The organism is Helicobacter felistomachi (assembly GCF_030296895.1).
In the GTDB taxonomy this organism is placed as follows: domain Bacteria; phylum Campylobacterota; class Campylobacteria; order Campylobacterales; family Helicobacteraceae; genus Helicobacter; species Helicobacter felistomachi.
On the sequence record NZ_AP028023.1, the window covers coordinates 1 to 14663 of the forward strand.

The window sequence follows — 14663 nt, forward strand, 5'->3', positions numbered from 1 at the left end:
TATTGTAGCACAACACAACCCATACATCGGTACTTTTTGCTTGTCAGCCTGTTGAAGACTTGTTGCTCAATGACTAGAGCTAGAGTAACTCTTAAGGCTGGAGACCTACTTTAGACTTGGTTGTGAATAAAACAATGGTGTTTGAGTAAAGTCTTTTGCTCTTTTGTAGGGAACAAACGGTATTTAAAGTCCTTGTTAATCTGCATTTTTGAAGTTTTAATACATACTATTGGTCTATGCCAAAGTTTAGTGATATTAGACACAGCAGATGTTGTATCTTTGTTTTACATATCATTTGGTCTTTATAACCAAGTGTAGAGGCAAAACTTCATTAAAGAAGTGTTAGACTCTCTAGGCGAAGTCTTTTAAAAAAGTGTGTGAAGACTTTGAAGTGAGTTAGTAGAGTTTGATGGAGAATCGGTTCATGTGTATTTGCTCATCAACTATCCATCAAAAGTGAGTATTTCTAAACTGGTTAATTCTTTGAAATGTGTGAGATCTCGGAGAGTATGTGCCAGAAACTTTAGAGTATCTGTAACACACTATGGGCGATCACTTTGGTCTCTTCCAGCTTATTTTACTAAAAATTATGGTTGTGCTCCTTTGGAGCTAATTAAACGCTAATGCTAGAACAAAAAACATCTGTTTAGCTGTGTTAGTTTCTGGTTACCTGGCGATAGAGCGATAGCATTTTCATTTCTTGGGGTTTTGGATTATTTTTAGTGCAAGAAATGAGAAATAGAGAACCATAATCTCGGACATTACAAAAACTTGAGCACATCTTAATCAAATAAAGTGTAAAGTGTGCAAATTTTAAAAAATGGAGCGTTCAATGACCAAGACAATGTTAGAGCCAGTGAGCTTTGATGGGATTAAAGATAAGGAAGGTGTTGAGAGAGCTCTCTTAGAAGCGTGCAGTCCAGAACAAATGGAAAAAATTAGAGTCATGGATGATGAGATCAAAAAATCAATAACCCCCCTATCAAAACCTACACCAGAGTTTTTAGAAAAAATCAAAATGATGGTGCAGAGTGCTCGTTAGTTTGAGCGAGCTACTCGATGCGCCCTATATAGAGACATTGTTAGAAAGCTTTAGATGTTCGAAAAATACAGATTTGCAAGATTTTCTCCACAATAAAGCTCTAAGCCTAGAAGTGTCCCACCACGCTAGGACATATATTCTTTTCTCACAAGAGGGCAAAATTGAAGGCTTTTTCTCCCTTGCACTCAATATACTTGAAACAAAGGGTCTTAGCAAGACACGCATCAAAAAACTCAGCACAAGCCATAATCCACATTTAGAACGATTGCCATGCATGATACTAGGACAGCTGGGCAAAGATGATCGTTCCACAATTAGTGGGGGTGAACTTTTGCGCCACGCCATCGCCATAATTGAGGAGGGGCGCAGATATTTTGGTGGCAAGTTTGTGTTAATCGATTCTATCAATGTTGAAAAGGTTATAAAATTCTATGAGCGGCATTTATTTAAAGCTCTACCCATTGACAACGATGGGTTAATCAAGATGGTGCGCTTTTTTAATTAAAACCCACTTTGTTTATCTGTTATCTGTGGCACGCTGAAAGTCTCCACAGCGATGGCGTGGCAAGTTCCTAAGCAAGATTGTAAGCATCCGTTTTACATGTTAGACTGAAATGGTTGTCCAACTCCCTCCCTCTCCCCCACAAAGTGGACACTCCGCAAGCTTCGTTTTGGCTAGTTTGCCCTGCTGGGCTTTGGTTATGAATCATCTCCTTCCTTATACCATTCAGGCAACTTTTTTAATGCATCACACTCATCAAACATGCCATCCATGTCTTCCACATGCGAAACATCCCAGCTATCTAGGGATTGATTGAAGTTTTTACAATCGTAAAACATCAGCCCCATGTCTGTAACCTTAGATACATCCCAATTATCCAAAGGTTGGTTAAAATTTCTGCAACTCTCAAACATGTTACGCATATTTGTCACATTAGACACATCCCAATGGCTTAAAGGTTGGTTGAAGCTATCGCACCAGTAAAACATCTCTGACATGTTCGTTACCCTAGACACATTCCAATTTGAAATATCATGGTCAAAATGCTCCATGCCGTAAAACATTCCTGTCATATTTTTGACATAACTGACATCCCAAGTTTCTATTCCATCAAAGTCTTCGCGTTCACTTCTACGAAAAATTTCGCTCATATCCTCCACTGCACTCACATTAATTGCTCCTAAATGCACGCTCTCATCTTGAACAAGTGCTTGAAGTTCCTCTTTAGTTTGAGGATAATAGCGTTCGCTAAGTTCATCATCTCCATATCTATCCAAATCACCCTTTAACCATTTTTTATCATACTCAGCAAACCATTCTGGCCACTTCTGAATACCGGAATCTCTGCTAAACATTTCGTCCATAATTTCGACATTGGATATATCCCAGTTCCAATTTTCTAAAGGTTGGTTAAGGCTTGTGCAACCTGTGAACATTTCTTGCATAGTTCTAACATTATGTACATCCCAACTACCCAAAGATTGGTTGAAACTTTCGCAACTACGGAACATGTACCCCATGTCTGTAACTTTTGACACATTCCAACTATCTAAGGGTTGATTAAAGTTCACACATCTATTAAACATGTACCCCATATCTGTAACATCTGATACATCCCAATTTGAAATGTCGCGGTTAAAATGCTTGGCATCACTAAACATACCCCACATGTTTTTCACATGACTCACATCCCAAGTTTCTAGCCCCTCAAAGTTTTGGCGTTGGCTTTTATAAAACACCTCGCTCATATCCTCCACTGCACTCACATCAATCTCTGCTAAGTAGATATTCTCATCCTTGACAAGCTCTTTGAGCTCTTCGTTTGTTTTGGGGAAATAGCGTTTGGTTACTTGATCTGACATCTTGTTCTCCTATGTGTTTGTTTGAAATAAAAAATCCCAAAAGGGGATTTTAGCGACAAAAAGCTTTAAGCCCCCACGGCTGTTGGGTGGCAAATTCCCAGAGTGAGCTAGCGAGCTTCCCCTTTATGGGGTTGGCTAAATAAACTGTCCAACCCCGCAAGGGTAACACTCCACAAGCTTCGTTTTGGCCAGTTTGCCCTGCGAGGTTGTATTAGTATTCCCACTCGCTTTTGTCATACCATTCAGGCAATTTTTTGAGCGCAGGACAATTTATAAACATACCATCCATGCGCCCTACACTCGCCACATCCCAATTGTCCAAAGATTGGTTAAATTTAGTGCAGCCACCAAACATAGATTTCATGCCTACCACTTTTGACACATCCCACTTATCTAAGGGTTGATTAAAGTTCTTGCACTCATCAAACATGTAACCCATGCTCTCAACCTTTGCTACATTCCAAGTATTTAAAGGTTGGTTGAAGTTGGTGCAAAAGGTAAACATGCTGTTCATAAGCTCTGCTCTTGACACATCCCACTTATCCAATGCCTGATTAAAGTTTGTGCAGTTTCTAAACATGTGGCTCATGTCAACTACATGTGATACATCCCAGCTATTCAGGGGCTGGTTAAAGTTGGTACAATATGCAAACATGTGGCTCATGCCTACCACTTTTGACACATCCCACTTATCTAAAGGCTGGTTAAAGTTGGTACAGTCACAAAACATGGAGCTCATATACTCTACCTTTGACACATCCCAGCTTGAAATGTCGTGGTTGAAATGTTTTGCGCCTGCAAACATTTCAATCGTATTTTTGACATGACCTACATCCCAAGTCTCCAAGCCTTCAAAGTTTTGGCGTTGACTATTCTTAAAAATTTCGCTCATATACTCCACTGCACTCACATCAATCTCTCCTAAATGCACTTTTTCATCTTTGACAAGCTCTATGAGCTCTTCTCTTGTCTTGGGAAAATAGCGTTTTTGTGTGGTTGCCATTGTTTATCCTTTTTTTAAAATTTTGTGGGCGGATAGCTTGTGGCTATCCTAAAGGCGTGCCCTAGTTAGGGCTTGAAATAGGGGTTCAGCCTACATGAAAACCTGTTTGGTGTCCTTTTTCGTCATAGGTATAGACCCCACCACTCCTTTTAAGGGTTACAGAAGTTGCCGTAAATCCTACAAGCACATCTGTCGAACTCACGGTTCTTTGGAACAATTGTTTGCCTTTTTCATCCCGTACATGGAGTGCGCCACTTCTAATTTCCGCTGATCCAATCGCCATCGTTTTTCCTTTTTTAATTTAAGCTTTGTTTCATTTCTCACACACAACCAAAACCCCTAGCTCTTAAGAGCTAGCCTTATTAAGGCAGCACAGACATAACCACTCCTTTCTATGGGTTAGCTCTCTTGTGGCTCTAGTTTTAAAATCTCCACCTTGATGTATTCTTCTAAGCTCTTAGGGCTTAGGACACTGTCAAAGGCCTGGAAGTTTGTTTGTTCGCTCATATTTGCCTTAATCGCTCCGTGGTAAAGACTCAAGGCTTTTAAAAACTCTTGAAAATCAGGAGAGTTTTTAGACAACTCGCCTAGCATCGTGTGGTCTAAATTGTCTTTAAACCTTGCATTTAAGAGCACCTGACTTTTTTTCAAGTCCTCAGTGTTTAACACAATCACACCTATGCCAAAGCTTGCGTGCAATCGTTTGAGCAAATCCATTAAATCGTTGTCCCCAGTGTTTAGCTTTTCAGCCACTAAATAACCCTCGTTGGCCCAAGAGCTGTTGCTGATGGCTTGGAAGTAATGTTCTCTACAGTTGCTTAAATCCACTTGCTTTTTGAGTTCAAAAGAAAAGAGTTTCAAGGGCAAAATATCAAAGTTCTCCACAAACTCACGCAAAGCCGGATCGAAGTTCTTATACGCAAAACTTGCCCCTACCATATCTGGATAAAGCCAAGAGTTTTTGCCCTGTTTGGCTTTGAGCGCACTTTCGTGTTTAATGGTCTTGGTGTGTGCACCCCATTTGTGTTGGACAAAGTAGGCTAGTAGAGGGTGCAATGTGCGTTCGTGATGGGTTTCTGTTTTATGAGAAGCTGAGGAGCTTAGTTGGGTTGTGCTCTCAACTACATTGTCCGCATATTCTTTAAGGGCAATGCTGATGGGTTTGCCCTCCACTTGCACAAAGGGCACTTCCTCCCCATTTTTTAAAGCCTTATACGCAGGGAAGTAAGTCAAATGCTCGGCTGTGCTAAACATTTTGTCGATCTTGTGTGCTTTATGGAGTTCTTGCGCCCTTGTGTAAAGATCGTAAATCGACACAGGGGCTTTGGCTTCTTTGAGCACAGCTAGGACAATTTCTAGGTAGTCTTGTTTCATTTATTCTCTCCTTAGAAAAGTAAATTGCTTCCGTTTTCGTTGTAGCATGCATTCAAAACCTCTATTTTTTGGCTATGCACCATAGTCATCCTCCATTCTTTGCTTTTAGATTTTCTAAATCTTGGTGTTGCCAAAATGTGGGCGAAAAGTGCGCTTTTACATCCAGCTTGCCCCCAAAACCCACACTCTTGTCTATGAAGATGGGCGCAAGGCTTGCTAACTCTTTTGCATCGCTCTCATATTTGGCTAAAAATGCGTACAAGGGGTGTTCAGCGGCTTTGGCCAATAAATCCTTTTGCTTGCCTATGGTGTTTGTGAGAAACACTAAACTAGCATTGTAGCCCCGCTCCAACGCCTGTTTAAAATAGCCAATGGCTCTATGGTTTGCCTCTAAAAGGGCTTGTTGCTCTTTTTGTGGGCTTGGTTTAAAGTGCTTGGGTTGTTCTAGCTCAAGGTGGGCGAGCTCTAAAGCGCACCGCCCACTGCCTAAAGCAATGCCTTTCAAATACTCATTTTTGGCGTTTTCATACGCCTTGTTGTAGTCCTCTTTGGTGGGTTTTCCATAGACCTTAGCAATGGTTTTTAAAAGGTTTAAATGCAAGCGGGCATTGTGCCCTTGCATCGTGGCACAAAAACCCTCATCAAATAAAGGGGTGTCCAAATCATTAGACTTCCCATAAAAGAAAGGCTCAATGAATCTTTCTCTGTATTCGGGTTCATCAATGTAGTTATCTACGCAAAAGTGGTTTGTGTAGGCGCGTTCCCCCTCAACCCTCTTAGCATACAAAAATGCCTCAACATCTGTAACCAAGTCGATCAAATCATCCCTATGCCACTCCCGTTTAATAGCCCCAAAGTTGTAGAGCCTCTCTAGCCCAGCCTTTGCCATTCCATCGCCCAAAGAGAAAGCCTTGTTAAGGTAACCAAAAGCTTTTTTGGCATCCTCCTCTTTTTTAATGTCTTCACCCCTGAGTAAGACAACCCTAGGTATGTAAGTGCCCGAATCGAGCCTAAACTCGCCGCCTTGTTAAAATGCTCCCGCGCTCTCTCTAAAGAGCGCACCATTACCACGCCCTTTAAAAACATTTTACCTAGCTCTAAATACGCCTCGGCGTTGTTTTGTTGGCTCGCCTCCAGGTAGTCTTCATAGGCTTTGAAGTTATCGCCTTGATAAAACCAAAGGGGTTTGATGAGTGCCTTAAAAAATATGCTGGCCTTAAAATCCTCTAAAGCCCGCTTCAAGCCTGAGATGCCCCCCTCTGGGTTCACACTTGATAATTCTTGAGAGTGCATAGGTTCTAAAAGTTTTACAAGCTCTTGTAAGGGTGTTTTAGCACGCTTTGGGGTGTTGTCTTGTAAGCACACATCAAGTGCACCCACACAGGTACATATGTTGTTGCGTTTGAACTCTATGTCTAACCTTTCTTTCAAAAAGGCTTGCGTTTGTTCTAGGGCTTTTAGGTCTACATAAACCTGGTGATTTTTAAGTGTTTGTGTGTCGGTCTTCGCCTGCCACTGCTCGGCAATTTTTAAGACATCCAGCATACCAGCTCCCATCCAAAGCCAGCCACGCTAACCCTAAAAACAACTAAAACAACACTAGAGAGAGTTACCCCCCCCCCCCCCCCCCCGCACAGCGCAAGTAGAGCTAGGCATAGATTTCCTTTTTTTAGAAAAATAAAAAGGCTATTGTAGCAGATTTAAATGAATTGTGGGCTTGTTTGTAAAATCACAAAGAGAAACTTAGATACTCTTACTAGTCATGAAAGACAACATCAGTATAGAGACCCTTTACGCACAAGTGCAAGCTTTTAAAAGCGATGTGAGAAATCTCATATCTTTAGAGCGGCTTATATCCTATGGAAATGACATTGCCAAACACAACGCTAGTTTAGAGTTCAATGCTAGACTCACTCCAAAGATCGCCCAGGCAGAGATTTATCTAAGAAACATTGTGGATTTTTGCATGCAGTTAGTGGTTGGTAGTCCAGCTTGGATTGTAGATGCGCCTTACCTAAGCAGAGAGATAGAGAAGATCAACAAGCGTGTGAGCCGGGACAGACTCATTCGAGAGCATGTGGCTTATATACAAAGGACCGATGTAAAAGCCTACAATTCTTACTTGTTATCCAATTTGACACTAGGGTCTATTGTGGTTGTCATCAAACAGAACCATTTGCAAAATCTGATTTTTGACTTTAGAAAGCATAGGTTAGATTTTAGAGATTTCTGCCATCTCAATAAAAAATAGATTTAAAGCTGCCTAACTATTATAAAGTCAATATTGTCTTGGATTTGTTTTCTAATCTTAGAAACACTTGTTTTCACTGGGAAAATCTAGCAAAGACAAGGATCAAAGACAATATTGCTTATCCTAGACTTTCTATCTATGCCCCAAGTGATAGAACAAGCCACTCTAAACGGATTATAAGCCTTGCATACGAGAAGATTGAATACTTTTTGGAGTTTTTACTGCAACACCTAACAAATGCTTAGAATATCGGCTTCTAGGCTAGTCAGACTGAATATGAACAAGGGACACGGAGAAATTAAAGAAAATTAAAGTAACGGTGAAAAAGAAACCCTCAAAGAGAGCCGGGGGAGCCCCCCGATTTAACTTCGCACATATTATATACACGAAACTCGTAGAAAATATCTTAATGTTGGCATAAGTCTTATTCTCGTACATCGTGCTAATTTTCTACCTACAATCCCCCACAATCGCTTTCAACCCACAAACCATGTTTTGATATACTCTCCACCCCTAACCTTGCGCTCTACGACCCTTTAAAGGCTCTTTAAACGCTATGTTTGTTTTATTGCTTTTCTTCATCTTACTCTCCAAAGACATAATTGTCCTGAATCAATCAGTTTTCACTCTCTCCAAAGAGACATGATTGCCCCATAGTCATAGATACTTCAAGACCAAAACTCAAATTCTCACTTCAAAACCCTCTCTTGGGGGTTTGGGGGCTTGCCCCCAAGAGCAATATAGATGCCAAGCGTCAGCTTGGCTTACCTTAATTGTGCCTTGTCCTTTGTTTTTTTGCAAACTTAGCTTAACCAAATTTTCTCGTGTGTGCGTAAGAACTTTGTCAACCACTTTGTAAACCATTTTGTAGGGCGACCTTGTGGGCTTCACAAACTGCGTTGCACACGGGGTTTCTGGTGCTTAAATTAACCTTAATGTATAACATTTTCGGCATTATAAATAACAAATTCGGCTCTCATAAATAACAAATTCGGCTATTTTAATTACAAAGTATATAAAAGTATGTTATACTCAAAATGACTCTTAAAATGCCTACTTTATTAAAAGCTTATAAGAGGTGTTAGGAATGGCTATTCAAGATCAGAAGCAGTTATTAGAAGACAAAATTAAAAAGCTTCAAGTGCTTATAGAGACCGAGGCAGACCATGCATTTAAAGGTATTTTAAGACAAGAAAAAGATGTGTGCTTCCAAAAACTCTTAGCCTTAACGCCAACGCAAAACCCCCAAACCCCCAAGAAAACCAAGAACAAAAACTAGTCAAAGAAAACTTACTTAAAACACCCGCAGACGCTCCACAAGCCCAAGGACAACAAACCGTTCCTACAAACCTATAAAACCGCATAAAATTCTATAAAATTCTATCAATAGAAAAAATTTTTAGCGGTTTTTGCTGTATTCCTGTTTCCACCATGCTGGTTATTAGCTGACTTTTTGACAAATCAACCAATAGAGCCGTCATGTCCGCAGGCGTAAATTCAGTGGGAACTCCACTTACTAAATGCTTTACAAGATTGACGCTTGCGTTAAAATCTCTATCCACCGCCACACCGCACACATCGCACCGATACACCCTATCACTAAGCGTTAAGTCTTTTTTGACACTGCCACAGCTAGAGCAAGTTTTAGAGCTCGGGTAAAAGGCATCGGCTCTTAAAATTTTCCGCCCATAATACTTTGCCTTATACTCTAAGAGCGTGTTAAAGGCAGATATACTGACATCGCTAAGGGCTTTGGCTAGTTTAGAGTTTTTGAGCATGTTAGACACTTTCAAACTCTCCATACAAAGGGTTTTAGCGTGCCTGACTAGGGCGGTGCTGAGTTTGTGTAAAAAGTTATTACGGGTGTTGGCTATACGGGTATGCAATCGATTCAGCCGCAAGCTGGCTTTAAGATAATTGCGCGACTTCTTAACTCCGTCATTCTTGGTTTTCGAATGCCGTTTTTTGCTAAGTTGTCTGCTAAGTCTTTTGAGCCGTCTTGTCAGCCTATTTAAGGGCTTGGGTGCTTGTATCTGTAAGCCATTAGATAGACTAGCAAAAGCCTTTATCCCTGTATCTATGCCTAGAGTGTGGTTGTTTGCTATGGGTTTATGTGTGCGGTTAAACTCCTCTTGTGTAATGTCTGTTTGGATTGAAACATAGAATTTGTCGCCTTTTTGGCTAATGGTCGCTCCATTGATTTTGCCTTGTAATCTTAGCCTTTCGGTCATTTTGATTTTAGGCAAATTGGGGATTTTGAGATAGTCTTTTGTGCCACCTTGAATAATTTTTATTTGGTCGCCCCCAATATAAAAGCTCCCTTGATATTCTCTTTTGCGTTTAAATCTAGGATAGCTCACCTTCCCTAACTTTAAATCTCTAAAGAACTTTTGAAACGCTAGGTTTAAATGCGTAAAAGGCTGTGCGGTGGCATATTTTGTAACCTCATAGACAAAGGGATAATTCGTTTTTTTAAGAGCGTTAAACTCTTTCTTTAGGGCAAGGTGGTTAGATTTAATGCCCTTTTCGTAGTTTTCCTTCCACTTGGCTAGTCCCCAATTATAGGCTAATCGAGCACACCCAAAGGCTTTTTTAAAATGGGTCTTTGCCTTGTTGTTAGGGTTTAATTCAATCTTTGGGTCAGTTGTAACATTGTCCTCTACCACCGCCTGCATTTGTTCTAAAAGCTGTTTGTTTTTCTTGGAACGAGCTCCATAAAGTCTAGCTGAGAATACTGTGATAATTTCCAACACATCTTTAGCTAACTCCTCCTCGAAGCGGATATTCTCATCGCCTTGATTAATGATAATCACCTCCACACCTTTAGCCTCACAAATGGCAAACACCAGCTCCGCACCAAAACGCAATAAGCGGTCTTTATGGGTCAAAACAAGCCTTTTGACTTGGCTCTCTAGGATAAGGTTAAGAAGTTTGGTTAAGCCCTTTTTGTAATAATTCATCCCAGAGCCTAAGTCCTGTATCACTTCGTAATTAAAGCCCAGTTTCGAACAATACAGCTCCAAAACCTGCACTTGGCGGATTAAATCCTCTTTTTGGTCGGCACTAGAAACACGGGCATAGGCAATAGTCTTGCGGTTATCGTTATGAAAAACAATGTTTTTGTTGATATTTTTAAGGCTCTCTAGCTTGTATCTCCGCTCCCCACCTTTTGTGTAGTTATCGGGTTTAAGTAAGCCTTTTTTCTCCCAATTTCTTAGGTTTGGATACTGACACCTAAAACCTTGCTTGCTTGACCTATGGATAGTAAATTACTCATGCCAACATGGTAACACCTAGAAACTTAAAAACATATAAAAAATTTACAGAGAATTATAGGATTTTATAGGGTTTATCTTGCTGTTTCTAACCCCCAGACAAGAGCAAGTTATCCCACAAGTTGAAAACCCACAGCCGGTCATACTTCTAAACCAAGACACAGAGCAGAACCAACAAGAAAGCACAGCACAAGTTCTCCAAAGTGTGTCTAAAAACGCTGTGCTTGCCAAAGACATACGCATAGCCGATTCAACTAGGGTAACTTTACACAATGACATTTACAAAGTTAATCTAGGCAAGTTAGGGGCATGGGAAAGTAATTTGCTCTTTGCTTTATTCAACCGCCTCAAAGATCAAGGCGACACTTGTATACGCTTTGAACCCCACGAAGTCAAAGAAATGATCGGCACACCCAAAATTGATGGAGACAACTTATTAAGAGTGGTGCGCACACTTTGGAAAAATATCAGAATGGCTAATTTCTGGAAAATCATGCGTTTTGTAGAAAATGGTGAAGAATTGACTGAAGAAACAAACTACTTTCTGTTCAAGCATTTCACAATCGTTTCAGACAAAACCCCTAAGCTCCGTTATATAGAAGTCGGTATCAACACCCCTACTTCATCCATTTACTCAATAATCTCAGTGCAAACTTCACTTCCTTGCAATTAAAAACTTTCATGTCTTTAAGAAGTAAATATGCCAAAGCTCTGTATCGATTGTTGGTGCGTTTTGAAGATGTGAAAAAACATTGCATGTGTGAGGTGCTTACTTATAAGAGCGACTTTGAGGGGTTTAAAGAGTTTATGGGGGTATCTAAAAGTATGCAAATATGCATGATCGAGGAGAGGGTTTTAAAACCCGCCTGCAGAGAGCTAGGTGTGCCTATTAATGAAGGCTATAACCCTGAAAACCCCGACCGCTCTTTGCCCTATGAAACCATCTTTTACACAAAAATCAAAAAGGCAAGGGCAATAAAGTTGTGGGCATCACTTTCCACTTCATGCCACATCCGCACCTTGATATGCAAAAAGCTATTCTCAAACGCCACACACAAAACCGCTTTAAAGACACCATGGCGCAAATCCAAAAAGAAGAGAAAGAGAAACAAGAAAAGAAAGCTAGAGAAGAGGTAAGAAGTAAGAGAGATCATTACAACAAGCAAGAGTTAAAAACCCTTAATAGTTTTATAGGGCTTAGTGGTCCTTTGTTTACCAAAGACTTTGAATACCACTTTAAAAGTGTTAAGCTCTTGATGGTAGGTTCTTTTGGAGGTGATAATGCTAAGCTGATGGGTGTCTTTAAGATCAACACAACCGATCACACAGATCGTAGCTATGCCGAGCGTCTGCGCTCTTTAAACCAAGCCTATCTAAAATTCATCCCTAAAGGATTTCCTGATTGCTTCATATACTTTTTTGAAGATCACGAGAGCTTGCTTAGAGAGTTTGTGAAGAGAGCAAAGTGAAAACAAAACAATGCCAGAACTAGATAAAAAGAAAGCAGAACTTGATGATTTAAAGACTTGGCGCAGCTATGCCGTTACTTCTCTAATTGCTTTAATTGCCTTTGTTTTTACTAGGTATAATCAAAGCAATATAGTCATAGTTATCATCAGCTGTCTAAGCATCATCCTACTTGGGATTGCAATTATAGTTTTGCAATTTAAAATCAAAAAATTAATCAAAGAAATAGGAGAGCTATGATGGAGACTTTAGTCATCTTTTCTGTAGTGTTCGGACTTGTCTGCTTTTTTGTAGCTTTCTATATTGCAATCAGCTAGTTTAATGGCTTATATCATGTGTTCTACAAGACCACACAACCACGACTTAAACTAAAACCTACACTCTAGCACACCCTCGTCGCTCCTAGAGCCTCATACAGCTTAAATATATTTAAGGTTTTCTCCACAAAATAACTTTAATACATAAATCAATACATACAGCCTTTAAGCTCCCACGGCGTTTGAGTGGCAAATTAACCAAACAAGCTTGCGCCGTGTTTTGCGTAGCAAATGGTTAATTTGCAAATTAACCATTACCTACGGGTATCGCTCGCAAGCTCACTATGGTTAATTTGCCCCTAACGGGGGATTTTTGGTAAAATATTGTATTTTATAATAAAAGGATTAAATAATGCTAGATAATTCAGGCAACGCAAGTAATGATAATGCAAGCAATGTCAGTCATCAAAGCAGTGACACTACCCCTAATACACAAAACAAAAATATAAAACCACAACCAAAACTCTTGAACGAAAAGAGCACCCGAGAATTAGGCAAATTGATTGGCAAGCTAGAAGAACAAATTATAAAGATTGAAAATGAAAAGAACACTTTAGAAAACAGCTTAAAAAAACTTAATGATAAGCTCAATGACCTAAAACAAAGACAGGCTGAAGCGAGTGAAATGCTTTCTAAAAAACGCAAGCAAGAACAACAAAAGAAATAGATTAAGGGGAGGGGAGTATGGGCAACATCTCATCAATTAACTTTAAACCTACCAAAAATGCCGTGCAACTTAACCACAACGATAGAAGCATTGCCCCTAACTATCTCTTGCCTCAAGAAGTGATTTTAAAAGTGGGCGGAGGTGTTGAAGTGGATAGATCGGCGCAAGAAGCTTTGGCATTAAGAACCCAAATTATTAAAAAAGCTATGGATGCCTATTTACAACACAGAGGGCAAAAGTTTCGGGCTAAAAGCTATCTATGGAGTGCCGTTGTTAATCTCAAAGAAACTTCAACAATGCAAGATTTAGAAAGGTTATCCAAACACTTTAAAACCAAATATGGCTTTCAATGCTACCAAATCGCTATTCATAGAGATGAAGGGCATATTGATGAAAATGGCATCACACAAATCAATCACCACGCCCATTTGGAGTTTGTTACTCTTGATGAGAACACAGGCAAGAGCCTTTTTAGAGGAAGTTTGCAAAGACCTAGAGCTTTAGGACAAATGCAAACAGAAGTGGCACAAATCTTAGGTATGGAGCGTGGACAATTTAAGAACGACACCATAGATGAAAACGGCAACCTAATTAAGGGCACAGGTAGAAAACGCATTGAGCCTAGAGCTTATGGGCAGTTGATGGAAAAAGAGAAAACAAAACGGATTAAATTAGAAAAAAATAACTCACAAGAAGTTACAGCCTACCAAAAACAAATCAAAGACTTACAAACAAGTGCTAAGAACGCCCAAATAGAGTTAAATACCCTTAAACAAAAACAAACCCAACTAGAGCAGACTAATACCGCTTTAACCAAAGAGAACCAAGAACTCCAAGCTAATAAGATAGAACTAGAAACCACACTCATAGACCTTGTTACTATCTTTGCCCCACAAGACAAACAGAACAAGAAACTCACTATCAAAGAAGCCAAGTCTTTGCTAGAGAGTGTGAGAAAGCAAATAATTGCCCTTAATCAAGGGCTTGGTGATTTAAAGCTTTTCACACAAGAGGATTACAAGAGCTTAAGAGCCTTGAAAGATGAGGGCTTGAGCATTGCTGACCTAAAGGAGCGCATCACACAGATAGAGCAAGAAGCTAAAGAACGCTACCAATCCTTGCAAGAACAATACAAAGACTATCTAAGCCCTGAACAAGTAGAGAACAAGATAAGCATTGCTGAAGCCAAATACAAAGACTATCTAAGCCCTAGTGCCGTGCAAGAGCTTAGGCAAAAGCACACTAAAGAGCTTGAGCTTAGAAAGCAAAGCTACACTAAAGACATCAATACCAAAGACACAGAGCATCAAAGCTTTGCAAGAAAAACAAAAAGAGATAGATGCCCTTAAGAACGAGAACACCCAAAAGATGAAAGTATCGATGGTTTAAAAGAACAGATTGTCA

At 40.0% G+C, this 14663-nt stretch carries 17 protein-coding genes and 2 pseudogenes; 11 read left to right on the top strand and 8 right to left on the bottom strand.

Translation table 11 applies throughout. The features are described from left to right. The first annotated feature begins 236 nt into the window (after nt 1–236). From tnpA to QUE23_RS09230, 3 genes and pseudogenes are all read left to right on the top strand, one after another. Nucleotides 237–624 (top strand): annotated as a pseudogene (gene tnpA / locus QUE23_RS09220) (IS200/IS605 family transposase). 208 nt (nt 625–832) lie between these two features. After that, on the top strand, nt 833–1042 hold the full coding sequence (locus QUE23_RS09225) for a hypothetical protein (RefSeq protein WP_281769750.1): 210 nt from the start codon (nt 833–835) through the stop codon (nt 1040–1042). Further along, on the top strand, nt 1032–1547 hold the full coding sequence (locus QUE23_RS09230; protein WP_286349510.1) for a hypothetical protein: 516 nt from the start codon (nt 1032–1034) through the stop codon (nt 1545–1547). The genes QUE23_RS09225 and QUE23_RS09230 overlap by 11 nt, the downstream gene beginning before the upstream one ends. Before the next feature lie 194 nt (nt 1548–1741). Here QUE23_RS09230 and QUE23_RS09235 read toward each other — a convergent pair whose 3' ends face one another. The 6 genes from QUE23_RS09235 to QUE23_RS09260 all read right to left on the bottom strand — a co-directional run bounded on the left by QUE23_RS09235 (nt 1742) and on the right by QUE23_RS09260 (nt 6827). Beyond that, complete coding sequence (locus QUE23_RS09235; RefSeq protein ID WP_286349511.1) at nt 1742–2905, bottom strand: BspA family leucine-rich repeat surface protein; 1164 nt, start codon at nt 2903–2905, stop codon at nt 1742–1744. Nucleotides 2906–3116: 211 nt separating this feature from the next. After that, nucleotides 3117–3908: a BspA family leucine-rich repeat surface protein gene (locus QUE23_RS09240; protein WP_286349512.1), complete on the bottom strand. Its 792-nt coding sequence runs from the start codon at nt 3906–3908 to the stop codon at nt 3117–3119. Nucleotides 3909–3993: 85 nt separating this feature from the next. Beyond that, nucleotides 3994–4191, bottom strand: coding sequence for a hypothetical protein (locus QUE23_RS09245; protein WP_053825855.1), 198 nt, complete (start codon nt 4189–4191; stop codon nt 3994–3996). 116 nt (nt 4192–4307) lie between these two features. Then, nucleotides 4308–5282 carry an HrgA protein gene (locus QUE23_RS09250; RefSeq protein ID WP_233758248.1) on the bottom strand — a complete coding sequence of 325 codons (975 nt, stop codon included), beginning with the start codon at nt 5280–5282 and terminating at the stop codon, nt 4308–4310. Between the two features lie 85 nt (nt 5283–5367). Then, nucleotides 5368–6171: a hypothetical protein gene (locus QUE23_RS09255; RefSeq protein WP_286349513.1), complete on the bottom strand. Its 804-nt coding sequence runs from the start codon at nt 6169–6171 to the stop codon at nt 5368–5370. Then, nucleotides 6153–6827 carry a tetratricopeptide repeat protein gene (locus QUE23_RS09260; RefSeq protein ID WP_286349514.1) on the bottom strand — a complete coding sequence of 225 codons (675 nt, stop codon included), beginning with the start codon at nt 6825–6827 and terminating at the stop codon, nt 6153–6155. The genes QUE23_RS09255 and QUE23_RS09260 overlap by 19 nt, the downstream gene beginning before the upstream one ends. A 217-nt stretch (nt 6828–7044) precedes the next feature. Here QUE23_RS09260 and QUE23_RS09265 point away from each other — a divergent pair, with 217 nt between their 5' ends. Beyond that, on the top strand, nt 7045–7533 hold the full coding sequence (locus QUE23_RS09265) for a hypothetical protein (protein ID WP_281769757.1): 489 nt from the start codon (nt 7045–7047) through the stop codon (nt 7531–7533). A 1141-nt stretch (nt 7534–8674) separates the two neighbouring features. Further along, the gene (locus tag QUE23_RS09270; protein ID WP_286349515.1) at nt 8675–8812 is read left to right on the top strand and encodes a hypothetical protein; all 138 of its coding nucleotides are present in this window, start codon (nt 8675–8677) and stop codon (nt 8810–8812) included. A 91-nt stretch (nt 8813–8903) separates the two neighbouring features. Here the strand turns inward: QUE23_RS09270 and QUE23_RS09275 are convergent, their stop codons facing one another. Continuing rightward, nucleotides 8904–10199, bottom strand: a complete 1296-nt coding sequence (locus tag QUE23_RS09275; RefSeq protein WP_286349537.1) for an RNA-guided endonuclease InsQ/TnpB family protein — start codon at nt 10197–10199, stop codon at nt 8904–8906. Beyond that, nucleotides 10179–10810 (bottom strand): annotated as a pseudogene (locus tag QUE23_RS09280) (IS607 family transposase); the annotation flags it as partial. The pseudogene QUE23_RS09280 and the gene QUE23_RS09275, both read right to left, overlap by 21 nt. A 77-nt stretch (nt 10811–10887) precedes the next feature. On the opposite strand from QUE23_RS09280, the gene QUE23_RS09285 reads away from it, so the two are divergent. The 6 genes from QUE23_RS09285 to QUE23_RS09310 all read left to right on the top strand — a co-directional run bounded on the left by QUE23_RS09285 (nt 10888) and on the right by QUE23_RS09310 (nt 14608). After that, nucleotides 10888–11481, top strand: coding sequence for a RepB family plasmid replication initiator protein (locus tag QUE23_RS09285; protein WP_286349516.1), 594 nt, complete (start codon nt 10888–10890; stop codon nt 11479–11481). Further along, the gene (locus QUE23_RS10070; protein ID WP_353622255.1) at nt 11472–11945 is read left to right on the top strand and encodes a replication initiation protein; all 474 of its coding nucleotides are present in this window, start codon (nt 11472–11474) and stop codon (nt 11943–11945) included. Before QUE23_RS09285 ends, QUE23_RS10070 begins: the two co-directional genes overlap by 10 nt. Then, a complete protein-coding gene (locus QUE23_RS09295; RefSeq protein WP_353622256.1) occupies nt 11885–12277 on the top strand; it encodes a hypothetical protein in 393 nt (130 codons plus the stop codon). Before QUE23_RS10070 ends, QUE23_RS09295 begins: the two co-directional genes overlap by 61 nt. 10 nt (nt 12278–12287) lie before the next feature. Then, nucleotides 12288–12515, top strand: coding sequence for a hypothetical protein (locus tag QUE23_RS09300; RefSeq protein WP_281769755.1), 228 nt, complete (start codon nt 12288–12290; stop codon nt 12513–12515). Between the two features lie 429 nt (nt 12516–12944). Beyond that, complete coding sequence (locus QUE23_RS09305; protein ID WP_286349517.1) at nt 12945–13259, top strand: hypothetical protein; 315 nt, start codon at nt 12945–12947, stop codon at nt 13257–13259. A gap of 17 nt (nt 13260–13276) precedes the next feature. Next, nucleotides 13277–14608: a coiled-coil domain-containing 22 family protein gene (locus tag QUE23_RS09310; protein WP_286349518.1), complete on the top strand. Its 1332-nt coding sequence runs from the start codon at nt 13277–13279 to the stop codon at nt 14606–14608. Nucleotides 14609–14663 lie beyond the last annotated feature (55 nt).

Excerpts from the sequence above, each read along its gene's own strand:
- QUE23_RS09225 (WP_281769750.1), top strand. The coding sequence starts at position 833 with ATGACCAAGACAATGTTAGAGCCAGTGAGCTTTGATGGGATTAAAGAT.
- QUE23_RS09235 (WP_286349511.1), bottom strand. The coding sequence starts at position 2,905 with ATGTCAGATCAAGTAACCAAACGCTATTTCCCCAAAACAAACGAAGAG.
- QUE23_RS09240 (WP_286349512.1), bottom strand. The coding sequence starts at position 3,908 with ATGGCAACCACACAAAAACGCTATTTTCCCAAGACAAGAGAAGAGCTC.
- QUE23_RS09245 (WP_053825855.1), bottom strand. The coding sequence starts at position 4,191 with ATGGCGATTGGATCAGCGGAAATTAGAAGTGGCGCACTCCATGTACGG.
- QUE23_RS09250 (WP_233758248.1), bottom strand. The coding sequence starts at position 5,282 with ATGAAACAAGACTACCTAGAAATTGTCCTAGCTGTGCTCAAAGAAGCC.
- QUE23_RS09255 (WP_286349513.1), bottom strand. The coding sequence starts at position 6,171 with ATGGCAAAGGCTGGGCTAGAGAGGCTCTACAACTTTGGGGCTATTAAA.
- QUE23_RS09260 (WP_286349514.1), bottom strand. The coding sequence starts at position 6,827 with ATGCTGGATGTCTTAAAAATTGCCGAGCAGTGGCAGGCGAAGACCGAC.
- QUE23_RS09265 (WP_281769757.1), top strand. The coding sequence starts at position 7,045 with ATGAAAGACAACATCAGTATAGAGACCCTTTACGCACAAGTGCAAGCT.
- QUE23_RS09295 (WP_353622256.1), top strand. The coding sequence starts at position 11,885 with ATGGCGCAAATCCAAAAAGAAGAGAAAGAGAAACAAGAAAAGAAAGCT.
- QUE23_RS09300 (WP_281769755.1), top strand. The coding sequence starts at position 12,288 with ATGCCAGAACTAGATAAAAAGAAAGCAGAACTTGATGATTTAAAGACT.
- QUE23_RS09305 (WP_286349517.1), top strand. The coding sequence starts at position 12,945 with ATGCTAGATAATTCAGGCAACGCAAGTAATGATAATGCAAGCAATGTC.
- QUE23_RS09310 (WP_286349518.1), top strand. The coding sequence starts at position 13,277 with ATGGGCAACATCTCATCAATTAACTTTAAACCTACCAAAAATGCCGTG.